The 21,061-nt window shown below is 68.0% G+C and carries 14 protein-coding genes and 5 pseudogenes; 13 read left to right on the plus strand and 6 right to left on the minus strand.

The genetic code is table 11. The annotated features are described in order from the left end of the window. Positions 1-13: 13 nt before the first annotated feature. The 3 genes and pseudogenes from efp (at position 14) to MSM1_RS14035 (ending at position 4,020) form a co-directional block, all read left to right on the plus strand. Positions 14-571, plus strand: coding sequence for an elongation factor P (gene efp / locus MSM1_RS14025; RefSeq protein ID WP_213443289.1), 558 nt, complete (start codon positions 14-16; stop codon positions 569-571). 2 nt (positions 572-573) lie between these two features. After that, the gene (nusB, locus tag MSM1_RS14030) at positions 574-1,080 is read left to right on the plus strand and encodes a transcription antitermination factor NusB (protein WP_213444436.1); all 507 of its coding nucleotides are present in this window, start codon (positions 574-576) and stop codon (positions 1,078-1,080) included. A gap of 157 nt (positions 1,081-1,237) precedes the next feature. Continuing rightward, positions 1,238-4,020, plus strand: a pseudogene (locus MSM1_RS14035) (aminotransferase class I/II-fold pyridoxal phosphate-dependent enzyme). Positions 4,021-4,079: 59 nt separating this feature from the next. Here the strand turns inward: MSM1_RS14035 and MSM1_RS14040 are convergent. Beyond that, the gene (locus MSM1_RS14040) at positions 4,080-5,030 is read right to left on the minus strand and encodes a histone-like nucleoid-structuring protein Lsr2 (RefSeq protein WP_213443291.1); all 951 of its coding nucleotides are present in this window, start codon (positions 5,028-5,030) and stop codon (positions 4,080-4,082) included. Positions 5,031-5,132: 102 nt separating this feature from the next. Between MSM1_RS14040 and MSM1_RS14045 the strand changes: the two genes are divergently transcribed. Further along, a complete protein-coding gene (locus MSM1_RS14045; RefSeq protein WP_213443293.1) occupies positions 5,133-5,399 on the plus strand; it encodes a hypothetical protein in 267 nt (88 codons plus the stop codon). Positions 5,400-5,521: 122 nt separating this feature from the next. On the opposite strand, the gene MSM1_RS14050 is transcribed toward MSM1_RS14045, so the two are convergent. Then, a complete protein-coding gene (locus MSM1_RS14050; protein WP_213444438.1) occupies positions 5,522-6,922 on the minus strand; it encodes an IS110 family transposase in 1,401 nt (466 codons plus the stop codon). Between the two features lie 433 nt (positions 6,923-7,355). On the opposite strand from MSM1_RS14050, the pseudogene MSM1_RS23000 reads away from it, so the two are divergent. From MSM1_RS23000 to MSM1_RS14065, 3 genes and pseudogenes are all read left to right on the plus strand, one after another. Further along, positions 7,356-7,400 (plus strand): annotated as a pseudogene (locus MSM1_RS23000) (hypothetical protein); the annotation flags it as partial. Between the two features lie 4 nt (positions 7,401-7,404). Then, on the plus strand, positions 7,405-7,791 hold the full coding sequence (locus MSM1_RS21930; RefSeq protein WP_236056385.1) for a recombinase family protein: 387 nt from the start codon (positions 7,405-7,407) through the stop codon (positions 7,789-7,791). A gap of 143 nt (positions 7,792-7,934) precedes the next feature. Next, on the plus strand, positions 7,935-9,572 hold the full coding sequence (locus tag MSM1_RS14065) for a hypothetical protein (RefSeq protein WP_213443299.1): 1,638 nt from the start codon (positions 7,935-7,937) through the stop codon (positions 9,570-9,572). On the opposite strand, the pseudogene MSM1_RS21935 reads toward MSM1_RS14065, so the two are convergent. From MSM1_RS21935 to MSM1_RS14080, 4 genes and pseudogenes are all read right to left on the minus strand, one after another. Next, positions 9,573-10,094 (minus strand): annotated as a pseudogene (locus tag MSM1_RS21935) (HNH endonuclease); the annotation flags it as partial. Between the two features lie 27 nt (positions 10,095-10,121). Beyond that, positions 10,122-11,500 (minus strand): annotated as a pseudogene (tnpB, locus tag MSM1_RS14070) (IS607 family element RNA-guided endonuclease TnpB). Between the two features lies 1 nt (position 11,501). Beyond that, the gene (locus MSM1_RS14075) at positions 11,502-12,086 is read right to left on the minus strand and encodes an IS607 family transposase (RefSeq protein ID WP_213443301.1); all 585 of its coding nucleotides are present in this window, start codon (positions 12,084-12,086) and stop codon (positions 11,502-11,504) included. A 38-nt stretch (positions 12,087-12,124) separates the two neighbouring features. Then, a pseudogene (locus tag MSM1_RS14080) lies at positions 12,125-12,943 on the minus strand (DUF222 domain-containing protein); the annotation flags it as partial. Positions 12,944-13,237: 294 nt separating this feature from the next. On the opposite strand from MSM1_RS14080, the gene pyrR reads away from it, so the two are divergent. The 6 genes from pyrR to carB are packed head-to-tail and all read left to right on the plus strand — an operon-like array spanning position 13,238 to position 21,059. Beyond that, positions 13,238-13,801 (plus strand): bifunctional pyr operon transcriptional regulator/uracil phosphoribosyltransferase PyrR, encoded by a 564-nt coding sequence (gene pyrR / locus MSM1_RS14085; RefSeq protein ID WP_213443303.1) that lies wholly within the window; start codon positions 13,238-13,240, stop codon positions 13,799-13,801. After that, on the plus strand, positions 13,798-14,757 hold the full coding sequence (locus tag MSM1_RS14090; protein WP_213443305.1) for an aspartate carbamoyltransferase catalytic subunit: 960 nt from the start codon (positions 13,798-13,800) through the stop codon (positions 14,755-14,757). The genes pyrR and MSM1_RS14090 overlap by 4 nt, the downstream gene beginning before the upstream one ends. Then, a complete protein-coding gene (locus MSM1_RS14095) occupies positions 14,754-16,091 on the plus strand; it encodes a dihydroorotase (protein WP_213443307.1) in 1,338 nt (445 codons plus the stop codon). The genes MSM1_RS14090 and MSM1_RS14095 overlap by 4 nt, the downstream gene beginning before the upstream one ends. Continuing rightward, positions 16,088-16,588, plus strand: coding sequence for a transporter (locus MSM1_RS14100; RefSeq protein WP_213443309.1), 501 nt, complete (start codon positions 16,088-16,090; stop codon positions 16,586-16,588). Before MSM1_RS14095 ends, MSM1_RS14100 begins: the two co-directional genes overlap by 4 nt. After that, on the plus strand, positions 16,588-17,712 hold the full coding sequence (gene carA / locus MSM1_RS14105) for a glutamine-hydrolyzing carbamoyl-phosphate synthase small subunit (protein ID WP_213443312.1): 1,125 nt from the start codon (positions 16,588-16,590) through the stop codon (positions 17,710-17,712). The genes MSM1_RS14100 and carA overlap by 1 nt, the downstream gene beginning before the upstream one ends. Continuing rightward, positions 17,712-21,059: a carbamoyl-phosphate synthase large subunit gene (gene carB, locus MSM1_RS14110; protein WP_213443314.1), complete on the plus strand. Its 3,348-nt coding sequence runs from the start codon at positions 17,712-17,714 to the stop codon at positions 21,057-21,059. Before carA ends, carB begins: the two co-directional genes overlap by 1 nt. Positions 21,060-21,061: the final 2 nt, after the last annotated feature.

Below are 21,061 nucleotides of genomic sequence, written 5' to 3' on the forward strand. Positions count from 1 at the left end.
AGATTCACCGACCGTGGCGACCACTGCCGACTTCAAGAACGGGTTGGTGCTGGTGATCGACGGCCAGCTGTGGACGATCGTCGAGTTCCAGCACGTCAAACCGGGCAAGGGCCCGGCGTTTGTGCGCACCAAACTAAAAAACGTGCTGTCCGGGAAGGTCGTTGACAAGACATTCAATGCCGGGGTCAAGGTGGAAACCGCCACCGTGGACCGGCGGGACACCACCTACCTCTACCGCGACGGCTCGGACTTCGTCTTCATGGACGCTCACGACTACGAGCAGCATTCGCTGCCGGAATCCCTGGTCGGCGACGCCGCGCGGTTCCTGTTGGAGGGCATGCCGGTGCAGGTGGCCTTCCATAACGGCACGCCGCTTTACATCGAGCTGCCGACGACCGTTGAGCTGCAGGTGACACACACCGAGCCGGGTCTGCAAGGCGACCGGTCCAGCGCCGGCACCAAACCGGCCACCCTGCAGACCGGCGCCCAGATCAACGTGCCGCTGTTCATCAACACCGGAGACAAGGTCAAGGTGGATACCCGTGACGGCAGCTACCTCGGCCGCGCATGATCATGTCGGGCCGCCAGCCGGTCAAGGGCCGCCACCAGGCCCGCAAACGCGCCATCGACCTGCTGTTCGAGGCCGAGGCCCGGGGCTTGACTCCGGCCGAGGCGGCCGAGGCGCGGGCCACGCTGGCGAAAGCCACGCCGGATGTACCGCCGCTGCATCCCTACACGGCCGCGGTGGCGCGCGGGGTCACCGAGCACGCCGCCCACATCGATGAGCTGATCGTCGCCCATCTGCAGGGCTGGACATTGCGGCGCTTACCCGCGGTGGATCGGGCGATCTTGCGGGTGGCGGTGTGGGAGCTGCTGTACGCCGACGACGTGCCCGAGCCGGTCGCCGTCGACGAGGCGGTGCGCCTGGCCAAGGAATTGTCCACGGAGGAGTCGCCCGGCTTCATCAACGGGGTCCTGGGCCAGATCATGCTGGTCACGCCGCAGATCCGGGCGGCCTCGCGGGAGATCGCCCGCGGCAGTCGCCGGGTCGCCGGCAGCGACGACGCGGCCGGGACCTGAGCTGTCGGCGCGTCGCGCGCGGGGGTCGTCGGTATCTCCGGCGATCGCCAGGTATGCGCGTGCCTGCCGTTCTAGCACTCGGATCGCGCAGCTAAAGGCCGGGATCCGCGTCGATGAAACGGCCTCGCGCCGGTCACCGGTGGGACACACTGATGACATGTGCCAAGACGGCGGGTACCCCAAACGCCTTCGGGTGTCCGCGTTGGCGGCGGTAGCAAACCCGTCGTACTCGCGAACCGACACCTGGAATCTGCTCGACGACGCATGCCGTCAGCTCGCCGAGGTCAAGCGTGCCGGCCTGGACTGCACCCACGATGTGGCCCGGGTCAAGCGACTGCTCGATCGTCTGGGCGCCTACGAGCGCTACTGGCTGTATCCCGGCGCGGCGAATCTGGCGGCGTTCCGCGGGTATCTCGCCGATCGCGCGACGGTACGCCTCGCCGATGAGGTCTCGCTGGCCGTGCGCCTGCTGTCCGAGTATGGGGACCGCGCAGCGCTGTTCGACACATCCGCGCCGCTGGCCGATCAGGAGCTGGTGGCAAAGGCCAAACACCAGCAGTTCTACACCGTGCTGCTCGCCGACGACACCCTGCCCGGGGCCCCCGACAGCCTGGTCGAAAGCCTGCGCGGGCTGCGTACCCCGGCGACGAGGTGCAGGTCGAGTTCCTTGTCGTCTCAAGCGTCGAAGACGCCATCACCGCGGTCGCGTTGAACGGCGAGATCGCGGCCGCGATCATCCGCCACGACCTGCCGCTGCGGTCCCGCGACCGGGTTCCGCTGATGACCACCCTGCTCGGCCCCAACCACGACGTGACCACCAGCGACCGCAGCCATGATTGGGTGGAATGTGGGGAATGGATCCGCGAGCTGCGCCCGCACATCGACCTGTATCTGCTCACCGACGAGTCGATCGCCGCGGAGACCGAGGGCCAGCCGGACGTTTACCACCGTACCTTCTACCGGCTCAACGACGTCACCGACCTGTACTGCACCGTACTGGCCGGAATCCGCACCCGCTTTGCCACACCGTTTTTCGATGCCCTGCGCGCGTACGCGGCGGCGCCGATCGGCCAGTTCCATGCTCTTCCCGTTGCTCGCGGCGCCAGCATCTTCAACTCCAAGTCGCTGCTGGACATGGGTGAGTTCTACGGCCGCAATATCTTCATGGCGGAAACGTCGTCCACCTCTGGCGGGCTGGATTCGCTGCTGGACCCGCACGGCTCCATCAGGGAGGCGATGAACAAGGCCGCCAAGACCTGGGGCGCCAACGAGACGTACTTCGTCACCAATGGAACCTCGACCGCCAACAAGATCGTCGTGCAGGCGCTCACCCGGCCCGGTGACATCGTGCTCATCGACCGCAATTGCCATAAGTCGCATCACTACGGGCTGGTGCTGGCCGGGGCATACCCGCTGTATTTAGACGCCTACCCGTTGCAGCCGTTCGCGATCTATGGGGCCGTGTCGCTCTACACCATCAAAAAGGCGCTGTTCGACCTGGAGGCGGCCGGACAATTAGGCCGGGTGCGCATGGTGTTGCTGACCAACTGCACCTTCGACGGGATCGTCTACAACCCCCGGCGTGTCATGGAAGAGGTGCTGGCGATCAAACCGGACATCTGCTTCCTGTGGGACGAGGCGTGGTACGCATTCGCCACCGCGGTGCCCTGGGCCCGGCAGCGGACCGCGATGGTGGCCGCCGAGCAACTCGAATCGATGTTGTCATCGCCCCGGTATGCCAAGGAGTACCGCAGCTGGCGCGCCGCGATGGAGGGGGTTGACCGCGGCAAGTGGTGCGAGCACCGGTTGCTTCCCGACCCGGCCCGCGCGCGGGTGCGGGTGTATGCGACGCATTCCACCCATAAGTCGCTCTCGGCGCTTCGGCAGTCGTCGATGATCCACGTCCGCGACCAGGACTTTAAAGCCCTCAACCGCGACGCGTTTCACGAGGCGTTCTTGACCCACACCTCCACGTCACCGAATCAGCAGCTGCTCGCGTCGTTGGACCTGGCGCGCCGGCAAGTCGACATCGAGGGGTTTCAGATGGTCCGGGACGTTTACAACATGGCGCTGGTCTTTCGCCACCGTGTCCGCAAAGACCGGTTGATCAGCGCGTGGCTGCGCATCCTCGACGAGTCCGACCTGGTGCCCGACGAGTTCCGGGCCTCCGCGGTGAGCTCCTACCGGCAAGTCAGGCATGGCGCTTTGGCGGAGTGGAACGAAGCCTGGCGCTCCGATCAGTTTGTGCTCGACCCGACACGGGTCACCCTGTTCGTCGGCAAAACCGGGATGACCGGATACGAGTTCCGGGAGAAGATCCTGATGGACCGATTCGGCATCCAGATCAACAAGACCTCGATCAACAGCGTGCTCTTGATCTTCACCATCGGCGTGACTTGGTCGAGCGTGCACTACCTGCTGGACGTGCTGCGGCGGGTGGCCGCCGACTTCGAGCGCAGCCGCAGCGTCGCCGGCAGGGCCGATCGCGCCCTGCAGCAGCGCCGGGTCGCCGAGATCACCGAGGATCTGCCGTCGCTACCCGATTTCAGTGAGTTCGACGAAGCCTTCCGGCCCGACGGCGCGCACGCGTTCGGCGATATGCGCTCGGCCTTCTATGCCGGCTACGACGAATCCGGCCGCGAGCACCTGCTGCTTGGCGAGGCCGGGCGACGCCTGGCGGAGGGAAAAACCTTGGTGTCCACCACGTTCGTCGTCCCCTACCCGCCGGGGTTTCCGGTGCTGGTGCCCGGTCAGGTGGTCTCCAAGGAGATCCTCTATTTCCTGGCCGAGCTCGACGTGAAGGAAATCCACGGGTACAACCCCGATCTCGGGTTGTCGGTGTTCACCGAGACCGCGCTCAAGCGGATGACCGCGGCCCGGCATGCGAACGGCGCAGCGGGTGCGCATGCGCATGCCCGGGTGTCGGCCGCCGTCGGGTAAGGCGCTGCCGCGCCGCGCTCAGCGGTGGCCGGGTGGGATGCGGCCCGGGGGCGCCACGCTCACCGGTGGTGTGCGTCGTGCCAGGCTTGGAGAATCTCGCGTGAGATCCGGCCGCGGGCCGGCACCGGCAAACCCACGCTGCGGGCCCACTCGCGTATCTCGCTCATGCTGGGTTCCGCAGCCCCGGAGGGTGCCTCGAAAACCGTTGCGGCGTCTTCACTGTCGGCGAGCCAGCCGTGTGCGGCGGCGAGGTAGCGGTAGGTGTACTCCTGGGCGAGTTTTCGGGTTTGGCAGAACACGATGGGCACGTTGGGGAAGGCGACCTGCACTTCGGCGAGCCCGTCAGCGACCACGGCCGGGCGCGCGACGGTCATCGTGAAGAGCTCGGAGAACCGGTCTTCCACGACGACAACCGCGCGCGGCACCGTGGCAAGGTCGGTCATCTGGTATTTCAGCTTGCCGCTGAGCAAGCTGGAAACCAAGTCGGACAGGGATTTGCGCTCAACGACCGCAATAAGCCGGCCATTGGCCATCAGCCCGTAATCACCGCACGGCAACGCTTGGCGGGTGGTCGCCACGGGTTTACCGGAAAAGGTGTAGCCGTAGCGTTCGTGGGCGTCGACAACGACCGTCAACTCGGCGATGCCGGCGGCGCGAGCCGTTGGCGTGCGCACCCCCGGCCGGGACTGCTTGGTGGTGCGCGGGCTCTGCCAGAAGACGACGTCACGCCCGCGGGCGCTGGTGTACACCAGCTGCGAGCGGTTTTCCCGGAAGCGCTCGGCGACGATGTCGACGGCGGCCCCGCGGCGGCTGCAGGCCCGCAGCTCCACATGCTCGACGAGCTCGGGTTCGGCGGGCCAGGCGTCGGCGGGAAGCGGATGGCAATACAGCGCTTTGGTTCGCGGCCAGGTTCCCGACGTCGCGAACACCAGGCCCGCACCCACGGGTACCCGGATCAGGTAGGGCAGCCGCGAGCCGGTATCGGGATTGGTGGCTATGAGCAGCTCCACAACTTGGGAGGGTACGGGTTGTGTGCCCGCGGATACAGCATCTTCGCCTGCACCCGACCGGTGAGGGTCGGCCTTCGGTCCGGGCCGGCGTATTGTGCGCGGTTGAGCCGGCGAGCACCAAGGACGGGGAGGAGCGACCTTGGCCTGCTCGCCGATCCGCAACCCGTCGGCGCGTTGACGGAAGACCTGCGTGCCGGGGCTATCGCCCACAAGAAGGCCAAAGATATCCTTCGGGCAGCCCGGCTGCGTTTGCTGCCGGTCGGCAATCCGCATCTGGCTTCCCGATTTGCCGATTTGCCGGCCGGGCGCCTATGGGCCGTGGTAGGCGCCGAGCCCGCCCAGGCGGCGCGCCGATTCGATCCAGCGTGACGAAGCCGTCCGGCTGTCAGGCGGCGTGCAGTCGGGCGAGGGCGACGCCAATCCGGGTTTGGAACTGCTAGCGGTTTTGTTGGCCGGTAGTGGTCATTCGGGTTTTGAGTTCCTAACTGAAGTCAAGCCACTTGGGGGTTCGTAGGCTTGCGTTTAGCGGGCTGGGATGTTAGAGCGCGTGGCGACTCCTGTGACTCCTGGCCCGCCTTTTTGCGGCGCTGGCGCATGAGTTTGTGGCGGACGTGGTCGCGGCGGCGGGGATCGAGTTGGTAGCGCTCTTTGACGATGGCTCGGCCTTCCGATTCGGTGATCGCGGTGCCATCGACGTCGCGCAGTTGGTAGGGCTGCCCGTTGCGCATGCAGGTGGCGATGCGGGTGATCAGCATGGTGGCCAGGTGGCAGATCGCCGAGTCATGGTGGCGGTCCCCGGCCATTAGACGGTGGTACTTCGCGGCAAATTGGGGATCGACTTTGCGCGCCTGATCGGCTGCGGTGTAAAGCATTTCGCGTAGCAGCGGGTCGCCGGCCTTGGTGATCGACGACTCGGTCTTGACCACCCCCGATTGGCTGACTTTCGGGACCAGTCCGGTGTAGGCGCGGATCGCCGCGAGCGAGGTGAACCGGTGCGGATCACCGATCCGGCCGGCGATGACCGCGCTGATGGTGGCTCCGAGGCCGGGCGCGGACGCGACAATCCCCTGCGGGTCGGCCTCGGCGTAGAGGTTTGCGATCCGTTCGTCGATCTCTTTGATCTGACGGGTCAAAAACAGCGCTTGTTCGGCCTCGTGGGCGATGTCGGCGGCCAGTTCGGCGAAGTTCATCTCATCGGTGCCGTCGACATTCCACAGGGCGAGGGTTTCTTTGGCCGCGACGATCAGGCCGGCGGCATGCTCGTCACGCCAGGCGCCACGGGACCGCGTGGCGAGAAACCTGGCCAGCCTGGCCTGGCCGAGCCGGATCACTGCGTGGGGATTGGCGTAGTGCGCCAGAAACCGCAGCGCGGCGTTGCCGTAGTTCGACCCGAGCACCGCATACCAGGACGGTCCCAGCAGCTCGATGAGGGAGTCGAGGCGGGCATAGACCGCGGTGCGGCGCTTGACCATCGTGGAACGCTGCTTGGTGAGCCGCCGCAACGGATCAGCTGGGCCTTGCCCGGTGTAGGGACGCAATCCTTCAGGGCGCAGCAGCGGCAGCCGGGCCAACAGCTCTGAGTCGATCCGGTCGTTCTTGGCGTGCTTGGAGTAGTACTTGCCCAGGTCCGCTGACTGAGTCGTCGGCACCATCACCACCTTCGCGCCGCGCCGGCGAAACCACTCCGCCACCACAATCCAGGCGTTTCTGGTGGGCTCGAGCACCACCGTCAGCTCGCCTGGATCCTCGGCACCCACATCGGCCCACACCCGCTCCAGCTCGTCGGGGCGGGTCAAGAACTTACGGCCCCGCCACACCGTCTTGCCGTCACGGGCCAGCGTCGCCTGATGCGCCGCCCGGACCGCGACGTCGATCCCCAACGTCAATGCCACTGAAAAACCCTCCTGCCACAAGCTCTTCCAGATCACCAGGTGACTGAGCGCCACGGCCACGGTCCAGACATTCTCTAAGCAGGAGTCCACACCACGGGCTGGCTCCAAGTTCCCGAACAACAACACCGCACGACCAGACACCAAAGTCCACGGGAGGCCGCTCAAATCTCAGGGATCACCAGGTGTCCCAGTCGGACCCTCGGACCTGCCCGTGGACTCACACCGAGGCTAAATGTCGGACCTGTTTGAGATTATGTGTGCGTGTTGCGCGTGGCGGCTTGTTTAGTGCTGGTGTTGGCCATTGTTGGTGCTGGGCCCCATCGACGACGAGAGCGGTGACGTGCACGCGCCTGTTGCGGGGTTGGTGGGCTGAGTGGCCAATCGGCGCCCGGATGATTACGTGTCGGCGACGTCGGCGGCGTTGCGATTGGGGGTGTCGACGCGGACGTTGCGCCGCTACACGCAAGAAGGCCGGCTGCCGGATGCGCGCGGCGCCGGTGGCCGGCGGATCTTCCGGATCGCCGATCTGGATGCGATCGGCCACCATCCGCCCGCTGATGGTGGGCGGATGGTGGGGTATGCGAGGGTGTCGTCGCGGCGCCAGCAGGGTCGAAGGCGATCTCGACCGGCAGGTGGCTGGGCTCAAGGAGTTCGGCGGGGCGGATCTGGTGGTGTTCACCGACGTCGCCTCGGGGCTGTCCGGCCGTCGGGCTGGGTTGGGTAAAGCGCTGGCCGAGTGCATGAAACCCGCGGTGACCGTGCCGCTGGTCGAGCACCCGGATCGGCTGGCAGGCTTCGGGGTCGGGGTGATCGAGCACTTGCTGGCCGGACACGGGGTGAGTGTGACTTACAGCGGCCTTGCCGTCTAGGACGATTCGGCGGAGTCAGCACTGGTGCGCGACATGATCGCGATCGTGACCAGCTTCGCTGGCCGCCTCTACGGGCAGCGATCAGCCAAAGCGAAGCGATTACGCGCAGTGGTGAGCGCCGAGGCCACTAGCGGTGATGCCGCATGACGGCCGACAAGCTGCGGGCCTGGCGTGAAGTCAAACCGGCGGCCGGACCGTCCGGGGTGGCGATTAGCACCCGATTGCGGATCACCGACGAGGACGAGCGCGTGCTCGACTTGGTTGCCGAGCATCTGGGCGCGCTGCGGCGCGCGGACTTGGCCTGGCGGTCGACACCGATAGGGCCTGTCTTTGATGCCGAGGCGCGGCGGCACGCCCGCAGGGATCGGCTTAACACCCGCAAGGCGGGGTTGACCGCCCAGTCTGCTGCCCGGCGGGCCAATGCGATCATCGCCGCTAACGACGACCGGTATCGGCTGGCCCGCGGCGCTCAGCGCCGCCATATTGTCGGTTTGCGGGCGGCGATCACGACGATCGAAAAACGGCTGGCCGCCCCCACCGGTGACACCCTGAGCGCCGAAGAACGTAAGGCGCGCAGCAAGACTCGACATCCGAAGGGCTACCCGACTCAGGCCGAGCGATTCCACAAGCAGCGCCGCCTGCAGCATCTAGGCGCCGAGCTCGCCCGCGTGCAGGCCGACCACGCCGCGGGTCGGGTCCATGTGGTTGACGGCGGTAAACGGCTCGCTAAAAAGCGCCACCGGCTCGACGATGCCGGGCTCACCGCCGATGCGTGGCGGCAGCATTGGCAGGCGGCGCGCTACCGGATCACCGCCAACGGCTCCCCGGGCGAACCGTTTGGGAACCTGACCATTACCGTCACCCCGGCCGGGCAGGTCAGCATTCGATTGCCTAAACCGTTGGAGAGCCTGGCCAACGCCGCCCGTGGCCGCTACGTGCTGTCAGCCCGCGCGGTGTTCGCGCACCGCGGCGACGAATGGGCCCACCGGATCACGGGCGGCAACTCGATTTCGTACACGATCACCCGCCGCCCGGGCCGGGCCGGGCGGTATCTGGCCGCTTGCTGGGCGATCCCCCGCGCGCCGTGCTGGGCCGGCCGGGCGGCCGGCGCCACCGGCGACGATGTGTACGCCGAAGGCCCGGTGGTGAGCGTGGATCTCAACGACGGCCACCTGGCCGTGCGCCGCCTGGACACACCCGGCAACCCTGTTGGGGCCGCCAAGCGCATCGGCATCGACCTGTCGGGCCGCTCGACGCGCCGCGACGCCCACGTGCGCCACGCCATCACCAGGCTGCCGCACTACGCCCGCCGGCGCGGCATCACGACGCTGGCGGTCGAAGACCTCGACTTCGCCGACGCGCGGGCCACCGGCCGGGAAACCATGGGCCGCGGCGCGGCCGGGAAACGGTTCCGTCGCGCCGTGATGTCTGGCATCCCCACCGCGGTGTTCCGCAACCGGCTCGCCAGCATGGCCGCCCGCGCCGGCATCCACCTGTTCGCGGTCAACCCCGCCTACAGCAGCATCTCGGGCGAGAAGCACTGGCGCCGCCCCTACCCCAACCTCACCCGACACCAGGCAGCAGCCACCGTGATCGGGCGTCGCGCCCAAGGCTTTAGGGCCCGGCGACGGAAAGGTGTGACACCGACGCGACCAGAGGAACGCGCGGTGAGAGCTACCGACCAGGCCGAACCCAACAGCCACCAGGCGAACACCAGTAGCCGCCACCGGCCAAGGACACGGGGAACTAAATCCCGCGCACCCAACCGGGCAAGAACGTGACTACCGGGCCGGGCAACCGTTACCCCGGCAATGGCCAACAACGGCCAACTCCACTGTAACGGTTTCCACCTCGCTGACCGTGACCGTGAGCGGCCCGGGCAGCGGCGGCGCTGTCGAATGGTAATGTATCCCGGTTGGTGTAGTGAAATTTGCTGTATGGCAGCCTGTTTCGTCCAGTATGGTGTTGACCAGCCAACCGGGTGATTCCTTCACGTAGTTGCAACGTTCGCATAAACCGAGGCCGTTTGCCGCGCTGGTGGGTCCGCCGCAGTGGCGCGGCCGGGCGTGGTCGCAGTGCCGGATTGGGGCATCGCAGTACGGGGTGCGACAGCGCTGATCACGCAGCCCGATAAAGCTGGCCAGTCCCTTGGGGAAGCGGCGCGCCCGTGACTCCATCGCCACCAAGCCCGCAGAGCGGGGATGACGGTAGAGGCGGCACAGCGTGGCCCGCGACCGGGCATCGGTGATCGCGCCGCTGACCAGACTGCGCGCCACGGCGGCGGCGGCAGGGATCGGGCCATACCGTTGCAAGTGAGTGATCTTTAGTGGTCACGCGACTTGCACCCCGTCTCGGGGTTGTTCGGCGGCCTTGCGGCCGCGTCCCTTCCACGCTTCACGGCCACCTGCCCGGCCAGGCCGGGTCTTACGGTCGGCTCCACGCTTGACGGCGGCCCCACCTGGGCCGACGACGCTAATGGTTTCCCCGTAGCGCGCGAGGTTGATCGCGGTTGTCATCGCGCTGATGGACCGCCAAACACGTGGCACATTGCCACGTTTCGTCCCATCCGATGTCCTGGACATGCCCGCAGGCATGGCATTTTTTCGACGACGGGAACCAGCGGTCAGCGACCACCAGCCGTGACCCGTACCAGCCCGTTTTGTAGGCCAGGTGCCGCCGCGGGGTGCCCAGGGCGGCATCGGAGAGTCCCCGCCGCCGGGCACGAGCCCCCGGGCAGCCCTCTTTGCCGCAGCATCCCTGCGGCGTCTAATCCTTCCACCACGACCCGGCCGTGGGTTTTGGCCAATCGTGTTGTCAGAACGTGCAGGTGATGGGTGCGGGCATCGTTGGCCCGGCGATACAGCCGAGACATCTGCGTGGTGCGCTCACGATATTGGCGGGAGCCTTTCACACAGCGTGAACGGGCCCGCGACACCCGCCGTAATTCGCGCAGCGCCGCCTCCAGCGGGCGCGGGTTAGCCACCTGTTCGATCACGCCGCCGCCGGCGCTGGCCACGCTCGCCAGCCGGCGCACCCCGACGTCGACACCGACCCGCGACTCGGGCAGCGCCACGCCGGGCTGAATCGGCCGCTGCACCAGCACCCGCACGCTCGCGTCGAGTCGGGCGCCGTCGCGCCGCACGCTGATCGCCAGCACCCGCGCCCGCCCAGCACGGATGAGGCGCTCGATGCGGCGGGTGCTCTCATGGGTGCGGACGGTGCCGATCACCGGCAAGGTGACATGCCGGCGGTCGGGTTCGAGGCGCATCGCCTCGGTGGTGAACGTCACGCGGTCGGCGTCGCGTCTTTTCTTCTTCAACCGGGGGAAGCCCATCGGCTTGCCCTCGCGTTTGCCCGATCGGGAGCTCTGCCAGTTCCAGTAGGCGTCCACCGCGGCGGCGATCCCGCCCGCGTAGGCCTCTTTGGAGCACTCACCCCACCACGGCTGGCCCGTCTCGGCGTTGACGCACACCTCGTCTTTGACCTGGTTCCAGCGTTTCCGCAGCACCGGCAGCGATCGCCTCGCGGTCTTAACACCGGCGGCGTGCCACGCCCGGATATCGGCTTTCAGCGTGGCGGCGGCCCAGGTGTAGGCCTTGCGGCGGGCCCCGAAATGGCGCGCCAGCGCGCGGGCCTGGTCCCCGTTCGGGTCCAGGGTGAAACAGAACGCCTGCACACACCAGCCGTCGGGCACCTCGAAACGCGGCATCTCAGGCCACCTCCACCTCGTCGGACGCCGCGGCCGCCAGCGCGCGCTTGGCCCGGTTCTGCGCAGCGCGTTTGCCAGACAACCAAGCGCACATACTGGTGAGGATCTCGCTCATATCGCCCACCGGGTCGTCATCGACTGCAGCCGAATCGACCACCACCAGCTCACGGCCTTGGGCGCCCAGCGCCGCCTGCACGTACTCCGAGCCGAACCGGCAGAACCGATCCCGGCGCTCGACCACGATCCGACTCACCGTCGGGTCACCCAGTACGGCGAGAAACTTCCGGCGGTGCCCGTTGAGCGCGAAACCAACCCCGGCCACCACCGTGTCGACCGGGATCTGTTTTGCCGTGGCCCACGCGGTCACCCGCGCCACCTGCCGATCCCAATCAGCCTTCTGATCAGCCCAGGAGCCGCGCGCGTACACGGTCGTGCGTGATCTTCGGCCAGCCGCGCCGATCGGCTCATCCACCAGAATCAGCCGACCCACTCGCCGGGCGGGCACCGGCAACAGCCCGGCGCTAAACCAGCGATACGCGGCCACCCGCGCAACACCGTTGCGCTCAGCCCACACCGCAAGATTCATACCCCTGTTCCTACAGCCCACCACCGACAACTACCGACCACCCACGCCGCAACAGTTGACAACCCCTCGACCACCGCTGCGGTGTTGTCGCCGCCCAGCAGCGTCTCATCGGATAAGACCAGTTTGACCGCCACTGGTTCAGCCACTTCGGCGGCGCGCCCCGTGACACGCTCGACCAACGTGTCGGCCATCGCCTGCCCGCGAGTGCGCTCATCGGATGTCGTGTCGGCGGCCCGTTTGAGCGCCGCATACACCGCCACACCCCGAGCGACCGGTAGCAACGCCGTCACCCAGGTCATGGTGTCCGGGGCCGGTCGGATCGTCACGGTGCGCTCGGACTCGGCCTTCGCGGCCCGAGCCACCACCGCCTCCGCATTGAGCCGGTAGGCGATGCCCTTTGCCGCCGCCGCGATCCGCGCATCACCCATCCCGTCCAATGCGGACATGTCAGCGCACAGCTCCGCGTCCAGCGCGCGGCGTTCCTCGACGTCCAAGCAGGCCGACTCCCGCACGATCAGCGTGGCTCGCCACTCGGACAACTGCCCGGCCTCCAGCGCGGCAAGCGTATGCGGCATCTCGTACACCAACGCCTTGGCGAATCCCAGATGTCGCCCGCCGCGGGCCGGCGAATCCCGTCGCGCCAGTGCGATCTCACTGGCCACCCCGCGCCCGCGCTGGGGCGCCGGCACCCCAGCATCGGCTTCGTTCGAGCGGCGCAACGTGTCCAGCGCGGCGGCCGCCCGCGCCTGACCCGCGGCGGCGGCCGACTTCGCCCGCTCCAGCTCGGCGATCCGCGCGATCAGCATCGCTTCGTCGGCATGCGGATCCACCGCCGCCAGCTCGGCTCGTTCGAACATATTTGCGATTCTAGTCGAGCCTACCGGCATTGACGACATCCATCCGGCCCGCGAGCCTCTGCTGTGGGCAAAGCACAGACTGTGGACAACCCCGTCGACTACCGCGCTCACGTCTGCTGATGACCCGCTCCTCACCGGGACGGGATACGTCCCGCATCGTCGCCGGTTCGGATCCAATTGTGCGGCTCCTCCTCGGGACGGCACGCGTCCCGCATCGTCGCCGGGTGGGTGCTAGGCTGCCTGGCAGCCGACATCCTTTAACGATCCGTCCGGCGAGGCGGAGAAGGAGTCCGAATGGGTGCTGCGGGTAATGCCGCCACCGGCCGGGAGTTGATGTCTGCGGCCGACGTGGGCCGCACCATCGCCCGCATCGCGCATCAGATCATCGAGAAGACCGCCCTCGACGCTCCCGACGCGCCGCGGGTGGTGCTGCTGGGCATCCCCACCCGGGGCGTCACGTTGGCGCGGCGGCTGGCAACCAACATCCGCGAGTTCTGCGGCGTCGAGGTCGCCTGCGGGGCGCTGGACATCACGCTGTACCGCGACGACCTGATGATCAAGCCGCCGCGCCCGCTGGCGACCACGTCGATCCCGCCCGGCGGCATCGACGACGCCCTGGTGATTCTCGTCGACGACGTGCTGTACTCCGGGCGCTCGGTGCGCTCCGCGCTGGACGCGCTGCGCGATCTGGGCCGCCCCCGGGCCGTGCAACTGGCGGTGCTGGTCGACCGCGGGCACCGCGAACTGCCGCTGCGCGCCGATTACGTGGGCAAGAACGTGCCCACCTCGCGCAGCGAGAGCGTGCACGTGTTGCTGCGCGAGCACGACGGGCGTGACGGGGTGGTGATTTCGCGATGAGCCCAAGGCATCTGCTGGCCGCCGGCGACCTGACCCGTGACGCCGCCAGCGCCATCCTCGATGACGCCGACCGGTTCGCGCAGGCTCTGGTGGGCCGGGAGGTCCGCAAGCTGCCGACGTTGCGAGGGCGCACCGTGGTCACCCTGTTCTACGAGAACTCCACCCGCACCCGGGTGTCCTTCGAGGTGGCCGGCAAATGGATGAGCGCCGACGTGATCAACGTCAGCACGGCCGGCTCCTCGGTGGGCAAGGGCGAGTCGCTGCGGGACACCGCGCTCACCCTGCGCGCGGCCGGCGCCGATGCGCTGATCATCCGCCACCCGGCGTCGGGGGCCGCCCAGCTGCTGGCCAACTGGACCGCCACCGGCAACGGTGGCCCCTGTGTGATCAATGCCGGCGACGGCACCCACGAGCACCCCACCCAGGCGCTGCTGGATGCGCTGACCATCCGCCAGCGCCTCGGTGGCATCGAGGGCCGCCGCGTGGTGATCGTCGGTGACATCCTGCACAGCCGGGTGGCCCGCTCCAACGTCATGCTGCTGAGCACCCTGGGCGCCGAGGTGGTGCTGGTGGCGCCGCCGACGCTGCTGCCGGTCGGGGTGGCCGACTGGCCGGTCACCGTTTCCTACGACCTGGACGCCGAACTGCCCGCCGCCGACGCGGTGCTGATGCTGCGGGTACAGGCCGAGCGGATGCACGGCGGGTTTTTCCCGTCGGCGCGGGAGTACTCGGTGCTCTACGGACTGTCTGACGGGCGCCAGGCCCTGCTTCCCGGCCACGCCACGGTGCTGCATCCCGGCCCGATGCTGCGCGGCATGGAGATCGCGTCCTCGGTGGCCGACTCGTCGCAATCGGCTGTGCTGCAACAGGTTTCCAATGGTGTTCATGTGCGGATGGCGGTGCTGTTTCACCTGCTGGTCGGCACCGAGTCGGCAGGACAAGAGGGCGCGGCATGAGCGTGCTGCTCCGTGGGGTGCGCCTGTACGGGGAGGGTGAGCGCGTCGACGTGCTGGTCGACAGCCCTGGTTTTGAAGGACAGATCGCCGACATCGGCGCGCGGCTTTCGGAGCCCGGGGGACTCGGAAAAGGCCTCAAAAAAGACCTCGACGACGTTGACGTCATCGATGCCACCGGCCAGGTGCTGCTGCCCGGGCTGGTCGACCTGCACACCCACCTGCGCGAGCCCGGCCGCGAATACGCCGAGGACATCGAGACCGGCTCGGCGGCGGCGGCTCTCGGCGGATACACGGCGGTGTTCGCGATGCCCAACACCACCCCGGTCGCCGACAGCCCGGTGGTCACCGACTATGTCTGGCACCGCGGCCAGCAGGTCGGGCTGGTCGATGTGCACCCGGTCGGCGCGGTCACCGTGGGGCTGGCCGGAACCGAGCTCACCGAGATGGGCATGATGGCCGCCGGGGCGGCGCAGGTGCGGATGTTCTCCGACGACGGCAACTGCGTGGCCGATCCGCTGGTGATGCGCCGCGCCCTGGAATACGCCACCGGCCTGGGCGTGCTGATCGCCCAGCACGCCGAGGAGCCCAGACTGACCGTCGGGGCCGTCGCCCACGAGGGGCCCACCGCCGCCCGGCTTGGGCTCTCCGGCTGGCCCCGAGCCGCCGAGGAGTCGATCGTGGCCCGGGACGCCCTGCTGGCCCGCGACGCTGGCGCCCGGCTGCACATCTGCCACGCCTCCACCGCCGGCACCGTCGAGATCCTGCGATGGGCTAAGGCACGGGGCATCGCGATCACCGCCGAGGTGACACCGCATCACCTGATGCTCGACGATCGGCGATTGGCGACCTATGACGGGGTGTACCGGGTCAACCCGCCACTGCGGGAGCCGGCCGACGCCGCCGCGTTGCGGCAAGCGCTGGTTGAGGGTGTTATCGACTGTGTGGCCACCGATCACGCCCCGCACGCCGAGCACGAGAAGTGCGTCGAATTTTCCGCGGCGCTTCCCGGCATGCTGGGGCTGCAGACCGCGCTGTCGGTGGTGGCGGCGACGATGGTGGCGCCCGGCCTGCTGAGCTGGCGCGATGTCGCACGGGTCATGAGCGAGAATCCGGCGCGCATCGCTGGGCTCCCCGACCACGGCCGCCCGTTGGCGGTGGGTGAGCCGGCCAACCTCACCGTGGTCGACCCCGACGCCACCTGGACGGTTACCGGGGCCGGGCTGGCCAGCCGGTCGGCCAACACCCCTTATGAGGCGATGACACTGCCCGCGACCGTGACCGCGACGCTGCTGCGCGGCAAAATCACCGCCCGCGACGGGAAGTGCCCGGCATGAGCTCCGCCATCCTGGTTGGGTCGCTGCTCTTCGCCGCGGCGCTGGTGGTGGGGATCGCGGTGGTGATCCGGCTGATGATGCGCGGCTGGCGAGCGCGGGCGCGCCGGCTAGCCGCGCTGGTCGGCACGCTGCCCGCCATCCCCGACACGGTGGGCGAGCCGATCGTCGCACCCACTCGCGGGGTGTATGTGGGTTGCACGCTGGCGCCCGACGGGCGCGACCGGGTTGCCGTGGGCGATCTCGGCTACCGCACCAAGGCGGTGCTGACCCGCTACCCCGAGGGCATCATGGTGCAACGCAGCGGGGGGCGGCCGATCTGGATTCCCCAGGAGTCGATCACGGCCATTCGCACCGAACGCGCCATGACCGCGCCGGTGGGTGCTCGCAGCGGCATACTGACGATCCGGTGGCGGCTGCCCTCGGGCGTCGAGATCGACACCGGGTTTCGCGGCGACGACGCCGGTGAGTACGCCCGCTGGCTGCCGGAGGCCGGCTGATGAGCGCCCGCGCCCAGCTGGTGCTCGAGGACGGCCGCATCTTCACCGGGAGCCCGTTCGGCGCGGTCGGCCAGACGCTCGGCGAGGCGGTCTTTTGCACCGGCATGTCCGGCTATCAGGAAACCCTGACCGATCCCAGCTATCACCGCCAGATCGTGGTGGCCACCGCGCCCCAGATCGGCAACACCGGCTGGAACGGCGAGGATTCCGAAAGCCGTGGCGAGCGGATCTGGGTGGCCGGCTATGTGGTGCGCGACCCGTCGCCGCGGGCCTCGAGCTGGCGGGCGGCCGGCACGCTGGAAGACCAGCTGGTGCGCCAGCAGATCGTCGGGGTGGCCGGCATCGACACCCGCACCGTGGTGCGGCACCTGCGGACCCGCGGCTCGATGAAGGCAGGGATATTTTCGGGTGCGGCGCTTGCCGATCCCGCGAAGCTACTGGAGCGGGTGCGAGCCCAGCCGCCGATGCTCGGCGCCGACCTTGCCGGCCAAGTCAGCACCGCGACCGGTTATGTCGTCGAACCCCAAGGCCCGCCGCGGTTTACCGTCGCTGCGGTGGATCTCGGGATCAAAGCCAACACCCCCCGCAACTTCGCCCGCCGCGGCATCCGCAGCCACGTGCTGCCGTCGACGGTGACGTTCGAGCAGATCAGCGAACTCCACCCCGACGGGGTGTTTTTGTCCAACGGCCCCGGCGACCCGGCCACCGCCGATCACCTGGTCACGCTGACGCGCGCGGTGCTGAACGCCGGAATCCCGTTGTTCGGCATCTGCTTCGGCAACCAAATCCTGGGGCGGGCGCTGGGCTTGTCGACGTACAAGATGGTGTTCGGCCACCGCGGGATCAACATCCCGGTCATCGACCACGCCACCGGACGGGTTGCCATCACCGCGCAAAACCACGGCTTCGCGCTCGAAGGAGAGGCGGGCCAGCGCTTCGACACTCCGTTCGGGCCCGCTGTCGTCAGCCACACCTGCGCCAACGACGGTGTCGTCGAGGGCGTCAAACTCGCTAGTGGCCAAGCGTTTTCGGTGCAATACCACCCGGAGGCGGCGGCCGGCCCGCACGACGCGGAGTACCTGTTCGACCGGTTCGTCGACCTGATGGCGGGGGAGGGGCGATAATGCCGCGCCGCACCGACCTGCGCCACGTGCTGGTGATCGGCTCCGGGCCGATCGTCATCGGGCAAGCCTGCGAATTCGACTACTCCGGCACCCAGGCCTGCCGTGTGCTCAAGGCGGAGGGCCTGCAGGTGAGCCTGATCAACTCCAACCCGGCGACCATCATGACCGACCCGGAGTTTGCCGACCACACCTACATCGAACCCATCACGCCGGCGTTCGTCGAGCGGGTCATCGCACAACAAGCCGAGCGCGGCAACAACATCGATGCGCTGCTGGCAACCCTGGGCGGGCAGACCGCGCTCAACACCGCGGTCGCGCTCTACGAGAACGGGGTGCTGGAGCGCCACGGCGTCGAGCTCATCGGAGCGGACTTCGAGGCCATTCAGCGCGGCGAGGATCGGCAGCGGTTTAAAGACATCGTCGCCAAGGTGGGTGGTGAGTCGGCGCGCAGCCGTGTCTGTTTCACCATGGACGAGGTCCGCGAGACCGTTGCCGAACTGGGTCTGCCGGTGGTGGTGCGGCCCTCGTTCACCATGGGCGGCCTGGGCTCGGGGATGGCACACAGCGCCGCTGAGGTCGAGCGGATGGCCGGAGCCGGGCTGGCCGCCTCGCCGAGGGCCAATGTGCTGATCGAGGAGTCGATTTCCGGCTGGAAGGAATTCGAGCTGGAGTTGATGCGCGACGCGCATGACAACGTGGTCGTGGTGTGCTCGATCGAGAACGTCGACCCGATGGGTGTGCACACCGGCGACTCGATCACGGTCGCGCCGGCGATGACACTGACCGACCGCGAATACCAGCGGATGCGCGACCTGGCCATCGCCATCCTGCGCGAGGTCGGCGTGGATACCGGCGGGTGCAACATCCAGTTCGCGGTCAACCCGCGTGACGGCCGGCTGATCGTCGTCGAGATGAACCCACGGGTGTCGCGATCCAGCGCGCTGGCGTCCAAGGCCACCGGTTTTCCGATCGCCAAGATCGCCGCCAAGCTGGCCATCGGCTACACCCTCGATGAGATCCTCAACGACATCACCGGGCAAACGCCGGCCTGCTTCGAGCCGACCCTGGACTACGTCGTGGTCAAGGCCCCGCGGTTCGCATTCGAGAAATTCCCGGGGGCCGACCCCACGCTGACAACCACAATGAAATCGGTGGGGGAAGCAATGTCGCTGGGCCGCAACTTCATCGAGGCGCTCGGCAAAGTGATGCGGTCACTGGAAACCACCCGCTGCGGGTTCTGGACGACACCGGATCCCCAGGCTACCGTGCAGGAGATGCTGAGCCGTTTGGGCACCCCGACTGAAAACCGGCTCTACGACATCGAATATGCGCTGCGGTTGGGTGCGTCGGTGGACCAGGTGGCTGCGGCGTCGGGAATCGATGCTTGGTTCGTCGCGCAAATCGCCGAACTGGTTTCGCTGCGGGCCGAGGTGGTTGACGCCCCGGTGCTCGACGGTGATCTGCTGCTGCGCTGCAAGCACAGTGGGCTCTCGGACCGCCAGATCGCCGCGCTGCGACCGGAGTTGGCTGGCGAGGCCGGGGTACGGTCGCTGCGGCAGCGGCTGGGGATCCACCCGGTGTACAAGACGGTGGACACCTGCGCGGCCGAGTTCGACGCTAAAACCCCTTATCACTACGGCAGCTATGAGATGGACCCCGCCGCGGAATCGGAGGTGGCCCCGCAGACGGACAAGCCCAAGGTGCTGATCCTGGGATCCGGACCCAACCGCATCGGTCAGGGCATCGAGTTCGACTACAGTTGCGTGCACGCCGCAACTACGTTGAGCCGGGCGGGTTTTGAGACCGTTATGGTCAACTGCAACCCGGAGACGGTGTCCACCGACTACGACACCGCCGACCGGCTGTATTTCGAGCCGCTGACCTTCGAGGACGTGCTGGAAGTGTTTTACGCCGAGTGCAAGTCGGCCGCCGGGGGCCCGGGTGTGGCGGGGGCCATCGTGCAACTGGGCGGGCAGACCCCGCTCGGGCTGGCCCAACGGCTCGCCGACGCTGGGGTGCCGATCGTCGGAACCCCACCGCAGGCCATCGACCTGGCCGAGGACCGAGGCGCGTTCGGCGATGTGCTCGCCGCCGCCGGGCTGCCCGCACCCCGCTACGGCACCGCGACCACCTTTGCGCAGGCCCGCCGGGTTGCGGCCGAGATCGGCTATCCGGTGCTGGTGCGCCCGTCGTATGTGCTGGGCGGCCGGGGCATGGAGATCGTCTACGACGACCAGACGTTGCAGGGCTACATCACCCGCGCCACCGAACTGTCCCCCGAACATCCGGTGCTGGTCGACCGATTCCTCGAGGACGCGATCGAGATCGATGTGGATGCGCTGTGCGACGGCACCGAGGTCTACATCGGCGGGATCATGGAGCACATCGAGGAGGCCGGTATCCACTCCGGCGACTCGGCGTGCGCGCTGCCGCCGGTGACGTTGGGCCGCGGCGACATCGACAAGGTGCGCCACGCCACCGAGGCCATTGCGCACGGCATCGGCGTGGTGGGGCTGCTCAACGTCCAGTTCGCGTTGAAGGACGATGTGCTCTACGTGCTGGAAGCCAACCCGCGCGCCAGCCGCACCGTGCCGTTCGTGTCGAAGGCCACCGCGATCCCGCTGGCCAAGGCATGCGCGCGGATCATGCTGGGGGCCAGCATCTCCCAGCTGCGAAAAGAGGGCATGCTGGCCGCGTGCGGGGACGGCGCCAGCGCCGCCCCCGACGCCCCGATCGCCGTCAAGGAAGCCGTGTTGCCATTTCACCGGTTTCACATGGCCGACGGATCGGGCATTGACTCGCTGCTGGGCCCGGAGATGAAATCGACCGGCGAGGTCATGGGGATCGACCGTGACTTCGGCAGCGCCTTCGCCAAGAGCCAAACCGCCGCATACGGATCCTTACCACTGCAGGGCACCGTGTTCGTGTCGGTGGCCAACCGCGACAAGCGGTCTATGGTCTTTCCGGTCAAGCGCTTGGCCGACTTGGGTTTTCGGGTCCTGGCTACCGAGGGAACTGCGGAAATGCTGCGCCGCAATGGAATTGCCTGCGACGAGGTGCGCAAGCATTTCGAGCCGCCGCGGCCGGGCCGCGCCATGATCTCCGCCGTTGACGCGATCAAGGCCGGTGAGGTCGACATGGTGATCAACACCCCCTACGGCAACTCCGGTCCGCGGATCGACGGCTATGAGATCCGCTCGGCCGCGGTGGCCATGAACATCCCCTGCGTGACGACGGTGCAAGGCGCCTCGGCCGCAGTGCAGGGCATCGAGGCGGGGATCCGCGGCGACATCGGGGTGCGCTCGCTGCAGGAGTTGCACAGCGCGCTGAGCACCGGCGGCCGGTAGCG

Origin of the sequence: Mycobacterium sp. SM1, from assembly GCF_018361265.1 — a bacterium.
Taxonomy (GTDB): domain Bacteria; phylum Actinomycetota; class Actinomycetes; order Mycobacteriales; family Mycobacteriaceae; genus Mycobacterium.

Bases quoted from the DNA above. Each gene is read 5' to 3' on its own strand.
- nusB (WP_213444436.1), top strand. From the start codon at position 574: ATGTCGGGCCGCCAGCCGGTCAAGGGCCGCCACCAGGCCCGCAAACGC.
- MSM1_RS21930 (WP_236056385.1), top strand. From the start codon at position 7,405: ATGCGCGCGGCGCCGGTGGCCGGCGGATCTTCCGGATCGCCGATCTGG.
- MSM1_RS14065 (WP_213443299.1), top strand. From the start codon at position 7,935: ATGACGGCCGACAAGCTGCGGGCCTGGCGTGAAGTCAAACCGGCGGCC.
- MSM1_RS14075 (WP_213443301.1), bottom strand. From the start codon at position 12,086: ATGAATCTTGCGGTGTGGGCTGAGCGCAACGGTGTTGCGCGGGTGGCC.
- pyrR (WP_213443303.1), top strand. From the start codon at position 13,238: ATGGGTGCTGCGGGTAATGCCGCCACCGGCCGGGAGTTGATGTCTGCG.
- MSM1_RS14090 (WP_213443305.1), top strand. From the start codon at position 13,798: ATGAGCCCAAGGCATCTGCTGGCCGCCGGCGACCTGACCCGTGACGCC.
- MSM1_RS14095 (WP_213443307.1), top strand. From the start codon at position 14,754: ATGAGCGTGCTGCTCCGTGGGGTGCGCCTGTACGGGGAGGGTGAGCGC.
- MSM1_RS14100 (WP_213443309.1), top strand. From the start codon at position 16,088: ATGAGCTCCGCCATCCTGGTTGGGTCGCTGCTCTTCGCCGCGGCGCTG.
- carA (WP_213443312.1), top strand. From the start codon at position 16,588: ATGAGCGCCCGCGCCCAGCTGGTGCTCGAGGACGGCCGCATCTTCACC.
- carB (WP_213443314.1), top strand. From the start codon at position 17,712: ATGCCGCGCCGCACCGACCTGCGCCACGTGCTGGTGATCGGCTCCGGG.